12 protein-coding genes are annotated in these 18,295 nt (G+C 61.2%); 2 read left to right on the plus strand and 10 right to left on the minus strand.

Annotation, left to right across the window (positions count from 1 at the left end; genetic code table 11):
- Positions 1 to 164: 164 nt before the first annotated feature.
- A complete protein-coding gene (locus tag NBH09_RS09470) occupies positions 165 to 2,306 on the plus strand; it encodes a YgiQ family radical SAM protein (protein WP_250787803.1) in 2,142 nt (713 codons plus the stop codon).
- 126 nt (positions 2,307 to 2,432) lie between these two features.
- On the opposite strand, the gene NBH09_RS09475 is transcribed toward NBH09_RS09470, so the two are convergent.
- Positions 2,433 to 3,803, minus strand: a complete 1,371-nt coding sequence (locus NBH09_RS09475; protein WP_055250969.1) for a PTS transporter subunit EIIC — start codon at positions 3,801 to 3,803, stop codon at positions 2,433 to 2,435.
- Between the two features lie 11 nt (positions 3,804 to 3,814).
- Positions 3,815 to 5,293 (minus strand): family 1 glycosylhydrolase, encoded by a 1,479-nt coding sequence (locus tag NBH09_RS09480; protein WP_035137362.1) that lies wholly within the window; start codon positions 5,291 to 5,293, stop codon positions 3,815 to 3,817.
- Positions 5,294 to 5,446: 153 nt separating this feature from the next.
- On the opposite strand from NBH09_RS09480, the gene NBH09_RS09485 reads away from it, so the two are divergent.
- Entirely contained in the window at positions 5,447 to 6,439 is a 993-nt protein-coding gene (locus NBH09_RS09485; protein ID WP_055250957.1) for a helix-turn-helix transcriptional regulator, read from the plus strand.
- An 8-nt stretch (positions 6,440 to 6,447) separates the two neighbouring features.
- Here the strand turns inward: NBH09_RS09485 and NBH09_RS09490 are convergent, their stop codons facing one another.
- The 8 genes from NBH09_RS09490 to NBH09_RS09525 all read right to left on the minus strand — a co-directional run bounded on the left by NBH09_RS09490 (position 6,448) and on the right by NBH09_RS09525 (position 17,910).
- Positions 6,448 to 7,362 carry a CPBP family intramembrane glutamic endopeptidase gene (locus NBH09_RS09490; RefSeq protein ID WP_161115442.1) on the minus strand — a complete coding sequence of 305 codons (915 nt, stop codon included), beginning with the start codon at positions 7,360 to 7,362 and terminating at the stop codon, positions 6,448 to 6,450.
- Positions 7,363 to 7,445: 83 nt separating this feature from the next.
- Entirely contained in the window at positions 7,446 to 7,646 is a 201-nt protein-coding gene (locus NBH09_RS09495; RefSeq protein WP_035137368.1) for a type II toxin-antitoxin system RelB/DinJ family antitoxin, read from the minus strand.
- 215 nt (positions 7,647 to 7,861) lie between these two features.
- Positions 7,862 to 9,238, minus strand: a complete 1,377-nt coding sequence (locus NBH09_RS09500) for an ATP-binding cassette domain-containing protein (protein WP_161115441.1) — start codon at positions 9,236 to 9,238, stop codon at positions 7,862 to 7,864.
- 3 nt (positions 9,239 to 9,241) lie between these two features.
- Positions 9,242 to 10,297 (minus strand): ABC transporter substrate-binding protein, encoded by a 1,056-nt coding sequence (locus NBH09_RS09505; RefSeq protein WP_161115440.1) that lies wholly within the window; start codon positions 10,295 to 10,297, stop codon positions 9,242 to 9,244.
- Between the two features lie 2 nt (positions 10,298 to 10,299).
- The gene (locus NBH09_RS09510) at positions 10,300 to 12,111 is read right to left on the minus strand and encodes a [FeFe] hydrogenase, group A (RefSeq protein WP_250787804.1); all 1,812 of its coding nucleotides are present in this window, start codon (positions 12,109 to 12,111) and stop codon (positions 10,300 to 10,302) included.
- Positions 12,105 to 13,937, minus strand: coding sequence for an NAD(P)-binding protein (locus NBH09_RS09515; RefSeq protein ID WP_195234728.1), 1,833 nt, complete (start codon positions 13,935 to 13,937; stop codon positions 12,105 to 12,107). Before NBH09_RS09515 ends, NBH09_RS09510 begins: the two co-directional genes overlap by 7 nt.
- Positions 13,938 to 14,277: 340 nt before the next feature.
- Positions 14,278 to 15,039 (minus strand): 4Fe-4S dicluster domain-containing protein, encoded by a 762-nt coding sequence (locus NBH09_RS09520; RefSeq protein WP_161115438.1) that lies wholly within the window; start codon positions 15,037 to 15,039, stop codon positions 14,278 to 14,280.
- 621 nt (positions 15,040 to 15,660) lie between these two features.
- A complete protein-coding gene (locus NBH09_RS09525; protein ID WP_250787805.1) occupies positions 15,661 to 17,910 on the minus strand; it encodes a DEAD/DEAH box helicase in 2,250 nt (749 codons plus the stop codon).
- Positions 17,911 to 18,295 lie beyond the last annotated feature (385 nt).

Consider the following 18,295-nt stretch of genomic DNA (forward strand, 5'->3'; position numbering starts at 1 on the left):
TAGCGGGCGGCGGGATCAACCGAAGAGGAAACCAAGCGGGGGCGCCAGGCGCCCGGATGCGTCATGCCGAAATGGCGCGAAGCACGCGGTTGACAAAACTATAGAGACACGTCCCAAAAAGACTGGTTACAATTACGTGCAGCATACAGACACCGGGAGGGATCGTGGCAAAAAAGCCTCAGCACGCTCAGAACAGCCAACGCGGACAGCAGGGCAAACAGGGCCAGCAGCAAAAGCGCGGCGGTAAGGCGCAGGGTGGGCACACCACGCATACCACAGCAGTGCCCGCCCGCCCCTGGCGTCCGAGCCGCGATAAATTCCTCCCCGTCAGTCGAGCCGACATGGATGCACGCGGCTGGGACCAGTGCGACTTTGTCTACATCTGCGGCGACGCCTATGTGGACCATCCCAGTTTTGGCATGGCCATCATCAGTCGCGTCCTCGACGCGCACGGCTACAAAGTGGGCATCATCTGCCAACCCGACTGGACCGACCCCGCCAGCATCACCGTGCTCGGCGAGCCGCGCCTAGGCTTTCTCGTCAGTGCCGGCAACATGGACTCCATGGTCAACCACTATTCGGTGACCAAGCATCGCCGCCACACCGACGCCTATACCCCCGGTGGCGAGGAGGGGCGCCGTCCCAATCGCGCCGTCACGGTCTACGGCAACCTCATCCGCCAGACGTTTAAGGACGCCCCCATCATTATCGGTGGCATCGAGGCAAGCCTGCGTCGCCTGGCCCACTACGACTACTGGCAGGACAAGCTCAAGCGCTCGGTGCTGCTCGACTCGGGCGCCGACATCCTCATCTACGGCATGGGCGAGCACGCGATTGTCGAGATCGCCGACGCACTCGACGCAGGGCTGCCCGTCGATCAGATCACCTATATCAACGGCACCGTTTACCGCACGGGTTCGCTCGGCGAGGTCTACGACTACGACCTGCTGCCCAGCTGGGACGACCTTGCCGCTGACAAGCTCAACTACGCCCGCAGCTTTAACGTGCAGCAGCAGAATATGGACCCCATCACCGGGCATCGCCTGGTAGAGCCATATCCCAACAGCGTGTACGTGGTGCAGAACCCGCCGTCGGCAACACTCACCACCGACGAGATGGACGAGGTTGCCGAACTCCCCTACGCACGCGATTGGCATCCCGACTACGACGCGGCAGGCGGCGTGCCGGCCTTTGCCGAGATCAAGTTTTCCATTAGCTCCAACCGTGGCTGTTTTGGCGAGTGCTCGTTTTGCGCCCTCACCTTCCACCAGGGGCGCGTGCTGCAGATGCGCAGCCACGATTCGATCATGCGCGAGGCCGAGCTGCTCACGCGCGATCCCGAGTTTAAGGGCTACATCAACGACGTGGGCGGACCGACGGCAAACTTTAGCCGCCCCGCCTGCGACAAGCAACTCAAGAACGGCGTGTGCAAGAACAAGCGCTGCCTGTGGCCGAGCGTGTGCAAGAACATGGTGGTCGACGAGAGCGGCTACACGCAGCTGCTGCGCGACCTGCGCCAGCTGCCGGGCGTCAAAAAGGTCTTCGTCCGCAGCGGCATCCGCTTTGACTACACCATGGCCGATGCCTCGGACGAGTTTTTGCGCGAGCTGTTGGAACACCATGTCTCGGGCCAGCTGCGCGTAGCGCCCGAGCACGTGAGCGACGCGGTACTGTCCGTGATGGGCAAGCCAAGCCGCGCCGTCTACGACGCGTTCTGCCGCAAATTTGAGCGCTTGAACCGCGAATACGGACTCAAGCAGTACGTAGTGCCGTATCTGATCTCGAGCCACCCCGGTTCAACGATGAAGGAAGCCGTGGACCTTGCCGAGGCCGTGCGCGACATGGGCTACATGCCCGAGCAGGTGCAGGACTTCTACCCCACCCCGTCCACCATGTCGACGTGCATGTACTACACCGGCGTGGATCCGCGTACCATGCAACCGATCTACGTGGCGCGCGACCCGCACGAGAAGGCCATGCAGCGCGCGCTCATCCAATATCGCAAGCCCGAGAACTACAAGCTCGTGCGCGAGGCGCTGGAAAAGGCCGGCCGCCGCGATCTGATCGGCTACACCAAGCATTGTCTGATTCGCCCCGTGCCACCACGCCCGGGCGAGACATCGGCCAGCGGCGGACATGGCACCGGCAAGAAGGGCGGCAAGGTTCACGGTGGCGCTGGTGGTGCCGGCAAGGGGCCTAAGGGCAGCAAGGGATACGGCGGTATGTCCCGCGCGCAGAACACTGCCGGTCGCAATCGCGCGGCACAGGGGCGTCAGGGCGCCAACGGAGGCGGCAGACGCAACTAGCGCGGCGAGGCGGCATGCCGCCGTTGGCGACACGACACGCCCCACCAATAAAATGCCGCTCGCCGGGGCGTCGCAGAACGATTCCCCGGCGAGCGGCCGATTAATATTGTCTATCTCAAAACGTTGTTACTTTTTGTCGAAACGACCATAGAGCGCAAACGAGAGCGCCGCAGAGATAACCCAAGTCAAAGCGATGCAGACGACAATCATGATCAGGTTCATGGGATTGCCGCTTGGATCGGCATAAACGGGCAACGAGGTAATGCCGGGCATAACAAAGCCGAAGCACTTTGCGCCGAGAACAACGGTAAGCGCACCGCCAATGCCATCCGCGATCATCGCAGCGATAAGCGGAGTCCTGTTAGGAACCTGAACGGTAAACAAGGCGGGCTCGGAAATTCCCATAAATGCTGAGAAGGCGCACGTCATTGCAGCGGACTTGAGCTTTTCGTCGGTCATGCGCAGGGCTGCACCAAAAGACGCACCGCTTTCGGCGAGGTTATGGCAGAAAGAGATCGGGAGCAGATAGTCATACCCAAGCGTTGCGATATTGGAAATCTGGATAGGGCTCGTTGACTGATGCATGCCGAAGAGCACGATAAGCGGCATAAAGAAGCCCAGCAGAAAACCGGCAACGGGGCCTAACGTCGAGAATAGCCAAACGATACCGTTGGCAAGACCAAGACCGCACCAGGCACCAATCGGAGCGAGCACAAACAGGTTGACGGGAATCACGATAGCAAGGGAGAGCGCCGGAACGACAACGAGCTTAAAAAGATCCGGCACGACTTTGTCGATTGCGCGATATACAAAAGACAAGCCAATGACGCCAAAGATAACCGGGAACACGGAATCGGCGTAGCTAAAAATCGGCACCGCAAAACCGAACAGCGCAAGGGGCGTCTCGCCCGTACCGACAGCGTTGACAATGGTCGGGTACATCAGCGATCCGGCAACACAAAGCGCAAGCGAACGGTTGACTCGGAACTTATCAGCTGTAGACATTGCCAGCAAAAACGGCAAGAAGTAGAACGGGATATCCGAAATCATATTGAATATCGCAAAGTCGCCGGCACCCGTGTCGATTCCAAAAGCCGCGATAGCAGCCAGGATGCCCTTTACGATGCCTCCCGCCACCAGTGCGGGAATGATAGCGGAGAAGATGCCGGTGATGATATCGAATACGCGAGCCGAACCTTTTTGGAGCTCAGGCTGCTCGGCGTCGGCGGAGACCTCGCCACCCATCCTGTCGCCTAGCATGGGCTCCAATTCGTCATATACCGACCCCACGCTGGCGCCGATGATAACCTGCCACTGCCCGTCTTTAACCTGCGCGCCCAAGGCGCCGTCAAGCGTCTTAAGGGCCTCCAGGTCTGCCTTGCTATCGTCCTTCAGGTTGAATCTGAGCCTTGTAATGCAGTGCGTTGCCATAACAACGTTATCGGCGCCGCCCACGAGCTCGAGGACACGAGCGGCCAGTTCCTTCTTGTCTGCCACAACAATCACTCCTACCCAAGATCCTCGCCATTAGTGGCGATACATTTCTGATACCAATAGAAAGAGTCTTTACGCGAGCGCTCCGCAGTGCCGTTGCCGCAATTATCCAGATCGACATAGATGAGCCCGTAGCGCTTGTCCATCGTAAGAGGACCGCAGGCAACAAGGTCAATGAATCCCCAGATCATGTATCCGCGCACGTCAACGCCATCGATCACTGCCTCCTTAAGGCACTTTATGTGCTGGCGCAAATAATCGATTCGATACTCGTCGTGGATGCTGCCATCCTCCTCGACTACATCAGATGTACCGAGGCCGTTCTCGGCGATATACAGGGGCAGCCCATAGCGGTCATACATCTGGTTAAGGGTAACCCTCAGGCCAATGGGATCGAGCTGCCAGCCCCACTCACTCGTCTCGAGATAAGGGTTCTTGTTTGCCATGACCAGATTTCCCGCAGTCTTCTCCCATCCCTGATCGCAGGTGGATACCTGGGAAAAGTAGTACGAGAAGGCCAGGAAGTCGACAGTGTTGCGAGCGATGAGCTCTTCATCGCCCGGTTCCATTTGAATCTCGATATCGCACGCGTCGAAATAGCGATTCATATAAGCGGGGTATTTTCCACGAGCCATCACATCCGTATAGAACCAGTTGGAATACTGGTCGTCGTGAATAGCCTGCATGTTATCTTCGGGACGGCAGGTGGCGGGATACGTACAGAATCGAGCGATCATGCCGCCAACGGGAGTATCGGGCGAAAGACGATGGACAATCTCGACGGCGCGCGCATTGGCAACGAACTCGTGGTGCAGACACTGGAAGATGGCTCGATCGAAGTTCTCCCCCTCTTCGTCTTTGACCAGACAGACCCCGTCCCAAGGCGAAAAACGCGCTGCATTGAACTCGTTAAAAGGCAGCCAGAAATCGACCAGATCGCCCAATTCCGTAACGATTGTCTCGACATAGCGGGCGAAGAAATCAATCGTCTTGCGATTCTTCCATCCCCCATATGTGGTGACAAGATTTACCGGGATGTCATAGTGGAGCATGGTGACGAAGGTCTTAATGCCGTGCTTTTTGCACTCACCCAGCATGCTTCGATACCACTCGATGCCTTCGCGGTTAGGCTCAAGGTCATCTCCGTTAGGATAGATTCGGCTCCAGCAAATAGAGGTGCGGAACAGCTTGAGACCCATCTCCGCAAAAAGCGCGATGTCCTCACGATAGTGATGATAGAAGTCGTTGCCACGCCTAAACGGGTAGAACTCAACGCCATCATCTGCGAGAGCGTTCATTAGCTCGTCATGGCAGAAGGGGTTGTTTTGATGCTTGTCCTCAATCTGGTCATGAGTCCAGGTACCATCCAGCCATCGACAATCCTGCGTCGACTTTCCCTTTCCGCCCTCATTCCAGGCGCCATCGGCCTGCGAGCACGATATGGCTCCGCCCCATAAAAAGTCGGAGTCAAACCCATGTTTTAACTTACTCATTTGCCCTCCTTGATCGGATGCTCCAGCGGATAACCCAATACTAGGAAGAACAAGATGCATAAGATATCGCATAGAAAGCGTGGGTTTATAACATTTTTTTAGATATAATACCGTTTAAGGCATCGATTCTACCGTTCACCCCTGGAGCACCCCATGGATTCGAATCTCAAACAGCTGCTCTATACGCATACCGAGACCGAAGAGTGGCATCGCACACATCCGGGAGAGCTCAGCCCGCGATATAACAGGGTGGAAACCACAACCATTAACGGCGAAGAGGTCTATCTGTTTGATTGGAAAGAAACTCTCGACGAAAACCCCGTGGGCCTTATCAAGGAGTCGCGCTTTACCGATATTCCTCCTCATATCAATCGGGATATGGAGCTTAACTACGTGTACGACGGCGTCTGCACGTTTATCGTCAACGGACGGCGACTACTCCTTAAAAAGGGCGACGTGCTCATTTGCAACACCGGCGTAGTCAGAAGCGTTCCATACGTTAAGGGCGAGCATGATATCGTCATTTCGATCGTCTTCAAAAAAGAAATGTTCGATTCGTTGTTCCTGAGCCAGCTACCCGGCGCGTCACCATTAACGAATCTTCTATTTGATTTTGTGTCCAAAAACCGCGAGGCCCGAAAATATCTCATTCTTCCAGAGGAATACGCCCGACATGCGCGACGCCTCATCGAGATGCTCTTTATCGAATATCACTTTAAAGATGCCTATTCCAATGAACTCATGAGGCACCTCGCCGTCAGCCTATTCCTTGTTCTCATTCGAGGACTGTACCGACGCTCCGCAACTGATAACCAGGCGATCATGTCGGACGAACGCATCGTGTCGATTCTGAATCATATTGAGCGAAGCTACGGCGACTGCACACTCGAAAGCATTGCGAGCGATACGGGTTATAGCACCAGCTATCTCAGCAGCTTGATCAAGCAAAAAACCGGCAAAACGTTTTCGCAAATCAAGCTCAACCAGCAGCTCACAGAGGCGGCATATCTTCTCAATAACACCGAGCGCAGCGTGCAGTATGTAGCCCGAAAAGTCGGCATCTCCAACATGTCATTCTTTTACTCAAAATTTAAAGAAGCATTCGGCGAAACGCCAGGTGCGTTCAGGACGCATCGGTCTAATTAAAGGCGTTATTACTCAGACCGATCAGCTTCGCGCGACACGGGAATGCACAATCGAAGCAGCGAGCGCATCGCCTCTACCAGCACAAAGCCGGCGATGGCAACCGTGACCACCACGTCGAGCGGCGTGTTCACAAACCACAGCAAACCCATGAGGTACGACCCGGCGTTAAAGGCAAAGTGCAGCAGGATCGTGTAGCGGAGCTTTCCAGTGGTCACGAGCACCCAGCCAAAGACCAGACCGGCGGCGCCGGCGTAGCAGCCCTGCACCCAGTTCATATGCATAAAGCCAAAGACCGCCGCCTGCAGCACAATCGCCGCGGCGACGCCCCAGGTACTCGGGGCCGCCCAGGGCACCATGGCGACGTCTTGCGCCCGTGCGCGACGCCGGCGTTTCCAGAGCGGACGGCACTGCGGGTTAAATGCTCGGAGCGAAAACTCAAAAATGATACCGCGCACCAGCAGTTCCTCGCAAAACGGAGCGCCGAGCACCGTGGTCAGGACGGCCAGATAGCTCGTGTCGCCCATGCCCGTCTCCTCGACAAGTTCGCTGTAATCGGCCGCCGCCTCGGGTAACAGCGACAGCACAGCGTCGGTCACGTAGCCAACGACCACCTGCAGGGCAAGGCCGATCACGATAACGCAGGCGATGCGTTTCCACGCCCCACGCGCTCCACCGCCAAGCGGGCGCTCGCCCTGCCAGCGCGCCATAAACGAGCGCGGCCACAAATAACGCCACCACAGCAGCGCCATCAAAAACGACGCCGTCTGAGCGGCAGCCTGGAACCATTGGATATCGAGATTGTCGATCGGATAGCCCGTCAGCACCGATACGGCATCGAGAACTGAAAACAGAACCACGCTCAGGGCTATATCGGCAGCGACAACGCCAAAACAGGCAAGCGCCCAAATCATCGCATTGAGCATGCCAACCTCCTCAAAACCGTTCCCTAGTTCTACCACAACTCGGCAGAGAGCTGATCCCATGGGGACGGAGGAAAACGGATCACTTATTGATGAGAATCGGGCGCAGTGCCAAAGGCCCCGCTGGGCGAAATGTCGAACGGAAAGGTGCCGCAGCGATTGAACGCGGCGATAAACATGCGGATAGCGTTGGACGGCGTGGTGCCTACGAGCTGGGTTGCCGCCGCGAAGGCCGCCTTTTCCTCGGGCAAGACCTTCGCGACAACCGGGGTCATGTGTTCTGCCATGGCGCTTCCTTTTTGAAACGACGGTGGTGCGGATAGATGCGGGCCACGCGGCTGGGCGACGGGCTGTGAAGGCAACCCGATTGGCCCGCATCTGGAGTTTGTTTCTACGGCGTTGGTATTACTTGGTATTCCTAAGTATTACCCCGCAGATAGAATACCATACCCGACCCCATGGGAACGGAGAAAAACGGATCATTTTGTTGCTGAGTAAGTATTTAGAGCGTAATGATGTCCGAGATATTGAGGGCCCGAGCGTCAGCGGCATCGTGTGTGGCAAGCAACAGCATGCGGCCGTCGAGCAGGTCGAGCACGACCTTGGTCGTCGCATCGCGCGCGGCGGCATCCAGGCCGGTAAAGGGCTCGTCAAGAATCACCGCGCCGCCCGGGCACAGCAGGGCTCGAGCAATCTCGACGCGACGGCGCTGCCCGCCCGAAAGCTCGGCCACGCGAGCATCCACATCGACTCCCGGCACCAGCAGGCGCAGCAATGCCGCGGCGCTCGAAGCATCCACACGCGCATCGGCGCACACCAGCACGTTATCCAGCGCCGAGGCGGACTCGGCCAAGCGTGCATCCTGAAACACCATCGAGCACGGCGAGCACTCCCCCGCTGCCAACGAAAGCAGCGTCGACTTGCCCATGCCCGAAGCACCCATCACACAGATACGCCCACCCACGGGCACATTGAGCACCAGACCGTCCAGCGCCGGCGCCCAGGGCGCACGATCGCCCACGGCAAGCGCAAGCTCCGTTGCAGCGCCATCGCTCGCAGCCCCCGCACGCCCGCGATTACCACGCCCATGCGCCCGCACGGCCGCGCGCCACGCCACGGGCCCCGAAGCCCACAGCAACCACACCAGCACGCGCTCGCATGCCCACGAGGCGGCAACGACTAGCACGGTCCACGCCAGCAGGTCAGCCGTCTCGATGAGCAACTTCGCCTGATAGATGCGCTCGCCCACGGTGCCCACCGCCATGCCGATGAGCTCCGCTGCCACGCCGGCCTTCCAGCTCATGCCGATCACGGCACGGGCACACGAAAGCGCAAACGGCAGGACTTCACGCCAGGTATGGGCGCAAAACAGTCGCCAGCCCCGCACGCCATGCAGGCGGAACATCTGCTCCAGCGGCCTATCCGCTTGCGTCAAGCCCTCGACCAGCGAAAAATACACGCCCGGCAGCGCCATCAAAAAGACCGCGGCGATGCTCACGCGCGCCGATCCCAGCCAAATGAGCAGCAGGACCACCACGCAGGCAACCGGCGTCGCCTTGACAAACGACAGCGCCGGCGCCACCAGGCGGGCAAACGCACGCGAACGTGACGAAATCCCGGCCAGCACGCCACCACACACCGCGGCAAGCGCCAGCCCGCCCAATATCCGCGCGCCCGAGCCCGCCAAAATCGCCCAGGTACCGCCATCGCACACCAGGCGCAGCAACGCCATCGCAACAGTGCCTGGCCCCGGCAAAATCAACGGCTGCGCCACCAGTGCTGCTGCAAAGACCCACACGGCAAGCCAAAAGGCAGCAACGGCACCTGCTGCCGTCACCGCCTTCATACGCTCTGTCATTTGTCGAGCAAACGCACGCACGGGCTACTCCATGTAATAGAAATCATCAGCCGGGAGCTTGCCGCCCACGGCGCTCGCGTCCGCATCGGCCAGCACCTGCAGGTACCCACCGAGCGCCGCCTTCATATCCTTCCCCGTCTGGCACACGAGCATGCACCCGGGAATCGCCTTTTCAGCAATCGCGGCGTTATCGACGATACCCGCATCGACCACGGCCTGTGCCCAATCTGCCGGCGCCGCATTGACGGCCTTCACGCTCGCCTCATGGCAGCGCAAGAATTCCGCCACGGCCTCGGGATGCTCCTCGGCAAAGGCACGGCGCACCACGGTCACGCCCGTCAGCAGGCGCGAACCCGTGTCACCCGCTAGCTCATCCCACACATCGGTCAGGCTCACCGGCGCCGACAGCTTGCCTTCGCTCTTGGCGATGGCAGCGGTCTTGAACGGCTCCGGCAGCACGCCCACGGCGGACGGGTCGACAAGCAACGCCGACAGCACCTCGGTGGGCTCGCTCTTAAACTCAAGCGCCACCTGGCCGGTCAGGCCCGCGCGCTCCAGCAAGTAGTTCATGACGTACTCCGGCGTGGTGCCCTTGCCCGTCATATAGACAGTATGGCCCGCCAGATCGCCAAACGAGGCCACACTCGCGTCGCCCGTCACAACGTTCAGCACGCCCAGCGTGTTGATATCGATGACCTGCACCGCGCCCTCGGTCTTGTTGTAGAGCACGCTCGCCACGTTGGCGGGCACCAGGGCGATATCGATATCGCCCTGAATGACCTTGGGCACAATCTCGTCGGCGGCAGTGTTGATCGCAAAGTCGAACTCATTGTCCGTCTCGCCATCGGCTGCCTGGTCCATAAACTGCACCAGACCGATCGACGTCGGACCCTTGAGCGAGGCGACGTGCACCTCGACCGGCTCTGCGGCAGCACCGGCGCCGTCCGTGGCAACCGAGCCCGCGGCGGACCCGGCACCGGCAGCCCCGCCGCCACAGCCCGCGAGCGCAAGTGACAGGGCGCCCGCGGCGAGCGCCGAGGCAAACCCCCGGCGCGACATCTCAACATCAAACGCGCGCATCGCTAGCACGTCCCCTCGTTAGGCATCGTCCATGCGTGATGGTCGGTATGCAGCAGCTCCTCGGCCAGTGGCGAGAGCGGCTCGCCTAAGAACTCGCGGTAGCACGCCTGGACATCGGGATTCTCGTGCGAGAAGCGAATCTCGGCGTTCGCATCGAGGCCCCAGAGCACCTGGCCACGCTCGGCAGCCAGCTCGCAACCGTCGTGAATGGGCTGACCGCCACCACCGACGCAGCCGCCGGGGCACGCCATGACCTCGACAAAGTCATAGCTCACACGGCCGTCGCGAATTGCGTCGAGCAGGCGGGCGGCATTGCCCAGCCCGTGTGCCACGGCGACGCGCACCTTGGTGCCATCGATATCGGCCACGGCTTCCTTCCAGCCGTCCAGGCCGCGCACGTCGGTAAAGAAATCGGCGTCGGGGTTCTTGCCCGTCACCAGGTAATAGGCCGAGCGCACAGCAGCTTCCATCACACCGCCCGTGGCGCCAAAGATCACACCCGCGCCCGTGCCAAAGCCCAGCGGCGTGTCGAGCGGCTCCTCGACCAGCGTGTCCACGCTCACGTGGCTCGCGCGAATCATGCGCACCATCTCGCGCACCGTCAGCGCAACGTCCACGTCGGGCGTGCCGTCCTCGCCCACCATGCTCGGCAGCGCACACTCGGCCTTCTTGGCCGTGCACGGCATCACGGACACCACGAACAAGCGCTCGGGCTCAACGCCCAGCACCTTGGCGTAGTATGTCTTGGCGATGGCGCCGAACATCTGCTGCGGCGACTTGGACGTGGACAGGCTGTCGACAAACTCCGGATAGCGCGCCTTCACAAAGCGCACCCAACCCGGGCAGCAGCTCGTAAACATGGGCCAGCCGCGGCTGTCGCCTTCGCCCTTAGCGGCGGCGCCTAGGCGCTCGAGCAGCTCGGAACCCTCCTCCATAATGGTGAGGTCGGCCGAGAAATCGGTGTCGAACACGTACTCAAAGCCAACGCGGCGCAGTGCGCAGGCCAGACGCTCGACGGTTGCCTCCTCGCGAGATATGCCGAGCTCCTCGCCCCAGGCGCTGCGCACGGCAGGCGCGATCTGCACCAGCACGATCTTGTCGGGATTAGCAAGCGCGTCAAACACGGTCTCGGTGTCGTCGCGCTCGCGCAGCGCGCCCGTCGGGCAATGCGTGATGCACTGGCCGCACGCGACGCAATCGGTCTTGCCGATCGGCACGCGCCCGCGGGTGCCCACGGCGGTATGCGTGGCGCGGTTGGTCAGGTCCCAAATCCCTAGGCCCTGTACGCTCTCGCACACCTTGATGCAGCGCATGCATTTAATGCACTTGTCGTTTTCGCGGATGATGGGGAAATCGAAGTCCCAGCTCTCGCGCGCCAGATGCTGCTCGTACGGCAGATAGAAGATGCCCAGGTCGTTGGCGATGGTCTGCAGGTTGCAGTTACCACTGCGCACGCAGCTCGTGCAGCGCGAGTCGTGCTGGGACAGCAGCAGTTGCACGTTGGTGCGACGCGCCTCGCGGGCTTTGGGGCTGTTGGTGTGGACCACCATGCCGTCGAGCACGTAGTTGTTGCAGGCGGCAACCAGCTGGTCGCAGCCCTCAACCTCGACCACGCACACGCGGCAACCGCCAATCTCGTTTAGATCGCGTAGGTAGCACAGGGTGGGAATCTGGATGCCGACGGACTTGGCCGCGTCCAGGATCGTGGTGTGCTCGGGCGCCACGACCTCGCAATTATCGATAGTGAGCTTGACCATGTTGTGCGCTCCGTTTTCGCTGTTGTCGCCGACGGTGGTTTTGTTGAGCTCTACCATTCCAGGTTCCTCCCTCCGCGGAACGCGCCAAAGCCAAAGTGGTCGCAGCGCAGGCAGCGGCTCGCCTCCTGGCGCGCCTCCTCCTCGGTGAGACCCTGCTCGACCAGATTCCAATCGTGAATGCGCTCGCCGGCCTCGCGCTCGCCCAGCTCGCAACGGCCGCACTCGTGCTTGCCCTTAAACTGCACGGTCGGCAGCTCCACGTCGAGCTTGATCTTGTGGTCGAAGCCCAGATAGCGGTCGATGTTTGCCGAAGCCACGCGGCCGGCGTTGATGGCACGGATGACGGTGGCGGGGCCGGTCTGGCAGTCGCCGCCGCTAAAGAGGCCATCGAAGTTGGGCACGGCACCGTCCGAGTCGGTGACCACGCAACCCCACTTGCAGGCGATGCCCATGTCCTCAAACGGCTTGGAATCGATGTCCTGGCCAATGGCGACAAACACGCGCTCGCAGGGGATGACGCGCTCGGGCGTAGCGGCGGCACGCGGAGCCGGACGACCGCGGCGGGGCTCGCCGATAATCTGCGGTTGCACGCGCAGGCCGCTCACGCGACCATCTTCGCCCGTCTCGATGGCGAGCGGCGCCGTGAGCTCCAGAACCTCGCAACCCTCGGCCTGGGCGCCGGCAATCTCGGCGTCCTGGGCCGTCATATCGCAGATGCGACGGCGGTAGACGATGCTCACCTTTTCGGCACCGCAGCGCACGGCAGAGCGCGCCACGTCCATGGCCACGTTGCCGCCACCGATGACGCACACGCGCTGGCCGCTCAGGTCGGGCAGCTCGTCGTCTCCGATGGCGCGCAGCATCTTGACGGCCGATTCCACGCCGGGCGCTTCTTCACCCGGAAGGCCGAGCTTCTTGTCGCTATGGGCACCGATGGCCAGGTAGACGGCATCGAACTCGTCGCGCAGGCGAGCGAGCTCCTCGCCGTTCACGGAGTGATCGAGCTCAACGTCGATGCCGGCGCTCAAGATCCAGTCGATCTCGGCCTGCAGGCGCTCGCGCGGCAGACGATAGCTGGGGATGCCGTAGCGCAGCATGCCGCCCAAGTGGTGGCGCTGCTCAAAAATGGTCACCTTGTGGCCCATCACGGCCAGGTAGTAGGCACAGGAAAGGCCAGCCGGGCCGCCGCCGATCACGGAGACGCGCTTACCGGTGTTGTCCACTACATGCGGCTTGTGGTCGTTGAGGTCACTGTGCTCAACGGCAAAACGCTTGAGGGCGAGGATGTTCATGGGGTCGTCGACCATGCCACGGCGGCAATGCATCTCGCAGGGATGCTCGCACACCAGGCCGCAAACGAGCGGCAGCGGGTTATTCTTGCGGATGACCTTGACGGCATCGGCATAGCGGCCGGCCTCGACGAGCGAAATGTAACCGGGAATGTCGACATGCGCCGGACAGCCCGAGACGCACGGGACGCGGGCCTCGCGGTCAAAGCCACAGGAGTGCTCGCGGATGTGGTGCTCAAAATCGTCACGGAAACCGCGGATAGCCGTAAGCGCCATGGCGCCGGCCTCGTAACCGATGGCGCAATCGCTCGAAAGATAGATGGTGCGGGCGGTGCGCTCGATCAGATTGAGCGTGGACTCGTCGGCGCGGCCCTCGAGCACATCGGCGAGCAGATCGCTCAGCGCGCTCAGGCCCACGCGGCAGGGCGTGCACTTGCCGCAGCTCTGGGTGGAGCACAGGTTGACGAGCGCTGCCGTAAACTCAACGGGACACGGGGCGAGCGAACTCACCGCCAGACGACGTCCGAGCGCATCGTGCAGGTCGTCCATGACGGCCTGAGCGTGGCTGCGTTCCATTACGTGCAGTCGAGCCATAAGATCCCCTCTCACATGGCAGCCCGGAGGCGAGGCCGGGCGAAATTGCTACACGCACAACACTGACCTAGAAAGTTGTGAGGTCTCCATACGGTTCGGCAGGCGGTATAAAATGTCACCCTCAGCGGTGAAATAGAACATTACCGCAGATAAATGCCATATTTGATAAAACGCGTTACCAAATTGCAATATTCAATGTGAAAAAGAGCGCCTTACTATTTTTCCTTTTTGATCCGTTTTCCTCCGTCCCCTTCGGATCACATGATCCCTTGGGAACGGAGGAAAACGGATCGTTTTTGGTGCAAAAGGGCCAGGTTTGTTTGCACCAATCTCACTTGCGCTAGATGAAGAGCTCGCATTCCTTCCGCGCGACGCAAACCTTGCTCAGCATCTGGGAAACAGCGGATAGTTTGTTGGAATCAAGCTTGCGAGCACCTCGCGGACATACGGCGATGCAGCGCATGCAGGAGATGCACGCCTCGCCAGCTGCTCGTTTGGGGTCACTCTTGTCGATAGCGCAAACGGGGCACGCCGCGGCGCATGCACCGCAGGAGACGCAATCCCCTGTTGCCTCGGGTGCCATGCGGTGACCTCCGGCTTGTTTATAAGGACGATTGCCGGGAATAGAGGGCTCGGATGTATCCTCGGCCAACAGCTTTTGCTGAATTTGCTGCGCAAACTCTGCGAGCTGCGCCGCATCCTGCGCATCCGGACGACCGGCAGCAAACTGTCGCGCAATGGAATGTTCTGCAATGGCCGCAACTGCCGCGATCACCCGGAATCCCGCATGCTTCGCAACGTCCTCCAGCTCTACGAGCGTGTCCTCAAACGCGCGGTTTCCGTAGACGCACACCAGAACGGCCCGCGCTCCGTTGCCGTGAACCATGCCCAACCGGTCAGCCACCACAGCCGGGATTCTACCGGCATACGCCGGCACAGAGATTACGGCCACGTCGTCCTCAGTCATCGAGACAGCGCTGAAATCTAGCCCGCTATCGGTCAGATCGACGGTAACGGTATTCTTGTCCAGTGCCCCGGCCACAAGGCCAGACACCTTCTGCGTTCCACCCGTCGGACTAAACACAATTTCGAATACGCTCATCGAGACACCCTCCCCCTACGTCTGGCAACGCGTCAAGCCGTTTTCACATCCAGCCAGAGTATACGGCACGTGGGATCCCCATTTTGGTGCATCAAGCACCCCAATGCACCAACCCTACGCTGTCTGCCTCTTCGTTTTGTATAAATTACGGTACAGATTGTATATATTTACGGGATACCGCCGTGTTCTCCCGAGGTACCCCATCCTGGCCCGTGCAAAAAACGGAGTATTCTGCAACGTGACCGCGTCAGCAATACCCCGAGCGGGCAAACCTTTAGGGCGCTGCGTCATTTTGGGTTCCGACATGGCGAGAATGACGCGCCCCTGCTCCGGAAAACGACGAAATCTGACTCAGAACGCTCGCTAGGGATATCCGAAAGCCACCGTTGGCGACGTCAAATCATATGCAGACAACTCGAACTGCAGAATACTCCAAAAAATGCACGGCGCACCCCATGGGACCCATTGCCGCATGGTAGGAAACAGGCCCACGGCATCCTCTAGACGCATTCCCGAGGAAATCACATTTGAACTAGCGATCGGATACGGCAAACAAAAAGGGCCCCGAGCGTAGTTGCTCGGGGCCCTTGGTTCACCTCGCTCTAGCGGGCGATGCGTGTGTTATTTGCGCTTGCCGCCGCCGTCACCGGGACGACGGGAGCTGCCGCCACGCTTGCCACCACGACTATTGCCATAGCTGCCACGGTTATCGCGACCGCCGGCACGGCCGCCACGGGAGCCGGCCTGGTTGCCGCCACGCCCGCCACGATAGCCGCCACGACGCTCCTCGCGGGTATCGTCGTAGTTGCGCCAGTCATCGCGACGATCGCGGCTGGCACGCGGGTCACGACGATCGCGCGACTCATTCGAACGACCAGCGCCGCCGCGGCCGCCATTGCCGCGAGCGCCCTCGCGACGCTCGCCGCCGCGGCTAACGCGCTCTTCAAAGCGCTTGCCGCCACGGGACTCACCGCCACGAGCACCTCGCTCACCGCGACCCTCGCCGCCGCGACGCTCATCACGGCCACCGCGCTCGTCATCACGACCGGAACGACGGCGGTCGCCCGAACCGCGCTTGCCACCGCGCGAACCGCGGCCCTCGTCCTCGCGCTCGACACGACGACGGCCGCCACGGTCCTCGTCCTCACGACGACGGCGGTGTGCCTCGCCCTGGAACTGCTTGGCACGACGCTCGGCACGGTTGCCGCGCGCAGGCTGCTCAGCGGCACCAGCACCAGCGCGCTCCTCGGCAGCCACCTCGCGAGCCACGCTCTCCACGGCCTCGTCCACGCGAGCCTGAACGCCCTCGCGCACGCGGGTCTTGCCGCCGCGCTTAGGACGGCTCGGGCGCTCGCCGTCGCCGCGACGCTCGTCGCGACCGCGGTTGGAACGACCGGCCACATCGCCGTAGTCATCTCCGTTGCGCTTGCCGTCGCGACGTGCCTGCTCAAGCTTCTTCTTGCTCTTGGACTTGCCGCGCTTGGTCTTCTTCTTCACCTTAAAGGCGGCAGGATCGCGCTCGGGGTCAACGGCGGGCGGGTTGGGGCCCACGTGCAGGTCGCCGGCTTCGTAAATATCGGCCGTCTTGTCCATGAGCTTCTCGATCTCGTAGAACTCGTCCACGTCCTGCTCAGTCACAAACGTAATGGCCCAGCCCAGCTCGCCGGCGCGGCCCGTACGGCCAATGCGGTGGATATAGTCGGTCGGCTCGGCCGGCACGTCAAAGTTCACGACGTAGCGCACGTCGCTAATGTCGATGCCGCGGGCGAGAACATCGGTTGCCACCAGTACGTCGACGGTGCCGTCGCGGAAGGCAGAAAGCGCGCGCTCGCGCTGGGCCTGGCTGCGGTTGCCGTGAATCGCGGCGGCCTTGATGCCCTTGCGCTCCAGACGACGGCAGCAGCTGTCGGCGCGGTGCTTGGTGCGCATAAAGACGATAGTGCGCTCCGGGCCCTCCTTTTTGAGGAACTCGGGCAGCAGGTTGTTCTTGGCCTCGATGGACACCGGGAACACAAACTGGTCGACGGTGTCGGCGGTCGACGTGGCGGGCGCGATCTCCACGCGCGCCGGGTCGCTCACCAGGTCGGTGATCTCGCCCACGGCCTCCTCGTCGAGCGTCGCCGAGAACAGCAGCGTCTGGCGCTCGGCCGGCGTCTCGCGCACAATGCGGCGGACGGCAGGCAAAAAGCCCATGTCGAGCATACGGTCGGCCTCGTCGAGCACCAGCACCTTGACCTCGTCCAGATGGCAGGCACCCTGCTCGATCAGATCGACCAGACGACCCGGCGTGGCAACTAGGATATCGCAACCGTACTTGAGTGCCGCGGTCTGCGGCTTGTAGCTCACGCCGCCCACGACGGTCACGGCAACGTGGCCCGTGACGTCGGCGATTTTGCTTGCGACCTCGTCGATCTGCTGGGCAAGCTCGCGCGTGGGGGTGATGACGAGTATCACGGGGCCACGGCCGTTGCCCTCGGGCTTTTTAGCACCGCGACGGCGGTTGCGGCCGCCACGCTCGCGCACGGGTTTGGGAGGAGCGATGTGCTCCAGATTGTTCATAGTCGGCAGCAAAAAGGCGGCCGTCTTGCCGGTGCCGGTCTGGGCGGCGGCAAGCAAGTCGCGGCCCTCGAGCACCACGGGGATCGAGCCAGCCTGGACAGGCGTCGGCGCCGTGTAGCCCAGGTTCTCGATAGCACGAAGCATCTCGTCGGAGAGGCCCAGCTCGTCAAAGGCGGGCAGGCTCTCGGTAGCGGACTCGACGGCCTGGGCGGCATTGGCCTCATCGGCGGCATCGAAGGCAGCCTGGGTCATGGCCTCGCGGGTCTCGTCCAGAATCTCGGCGTCGGTGACGTCAGATACAGAATTACGCATATGTTGTTGTTCCTTATCTGCACGCGCAATGGGCACGGCATGCGGCCGCGCGGGCGTGCTTGGTAGTGCGCTAATACATACAAAACAGGTGCGCACAGAGAGGACGTTGCTCAGCACGCTGGCGATCGCTTTGGCAGCCTTTCACGCGCCGTCCAGACGCAGCGGCCCTAAGCGATGGAGCAGATTCGCCGCCGGTTAGTATACCCTCGGTTCGCATGACCCCACGTAAACCACAGATGACGGGGCGGATGGAGCGGGCCTGCCTTGATTCTCATTTTCATTGCAACAGCCTCAGGACTCAGCGCAACGCGTTGCGCTGAGTCCTGAGGCGCGAATCCGGGTAGGCAACCCCAGAGGGGCCGGAATCCCCCGGCCCGCGATGGAG

Source organism: Collinsella sp. BG-O-102, from assembly GCF_023656745.1.
In the GTDB taxonomy this organism is placed as follows: domain Bacteria; phylum Actinomycetota; class Coriobacteriia; order Coriobacteriales; family Coriobacteriaceae; genus Collinsella.

Excerpts from the sequence above, each read along its gene's own strand:
- NBH09_RS09480 (WP_035137362.1), bottom strand. The coding sequence starts at position 5,293 with ATGAGTAAGTTAAAACATGGGTTTGACTCCGACTTTTTATGGGGCGGA.
- NBH09_RS09485 (WP_055250957.1), top strand. The coding sequence starts at position 5,447 with ATGGATTCGAATCTCAAACAGCTGCTCTATACGCATACCGAGACCGAA.
- NBH09_RS09490 (WP_161115442.1), bottom strand. The coding sequence starts at position 7,362 with ATGCTCAATGCGATGATTTGGGCGCTTGCCTGTTTTGGCGTTGTCGCT.
- NBH09_RS09495 (WP_035137368.1), bottom strand. The coding sequence starts at position 7,646 with ATGGCAGAACACATGACCCCGGTTGTCGCGAAGGTCTTGCCCGAGGAA.
- NBH09_RS09505 (WP_161115440.1), bottom strand. The coding sequence starts at position 10,297 with ATGCGCGCGTTTGATGTTGAGATGTCGCGCCGGGGGTTTGCCTCGGCG.
- NBH09_RS09510 (WP_250787804.1), bottom strand. The coding sequence starts at position 12,111 with ATGGTAGAGCTCAACAAAACCACCGTCGGCGACAACAGCGAAAACGGA.
- NBH09_RS09515 (WP_195234728.1), bottom strand. The coding sequence starts at position 13,937 with ATGGCTCGACTGCACGTAATGGAACGCAGCCACGCTCAGGCCGTCATG.
- NBH09_RS09520 (WP_161115438.1), bottom strand. The coding sequence starts at position 15,039 with ATGAGCGTATTCGAAATTGTGTTTAGTCCGACGGGTGGAACGCAGAAG.
- NBH09_RS09525 (WP_250787805.1), bottom strand. The coding sequence starts at position 17,910 with ATGCGTAATTCTGTATCTGACGTCACCGACGCCGAGATTCTGGACGAG.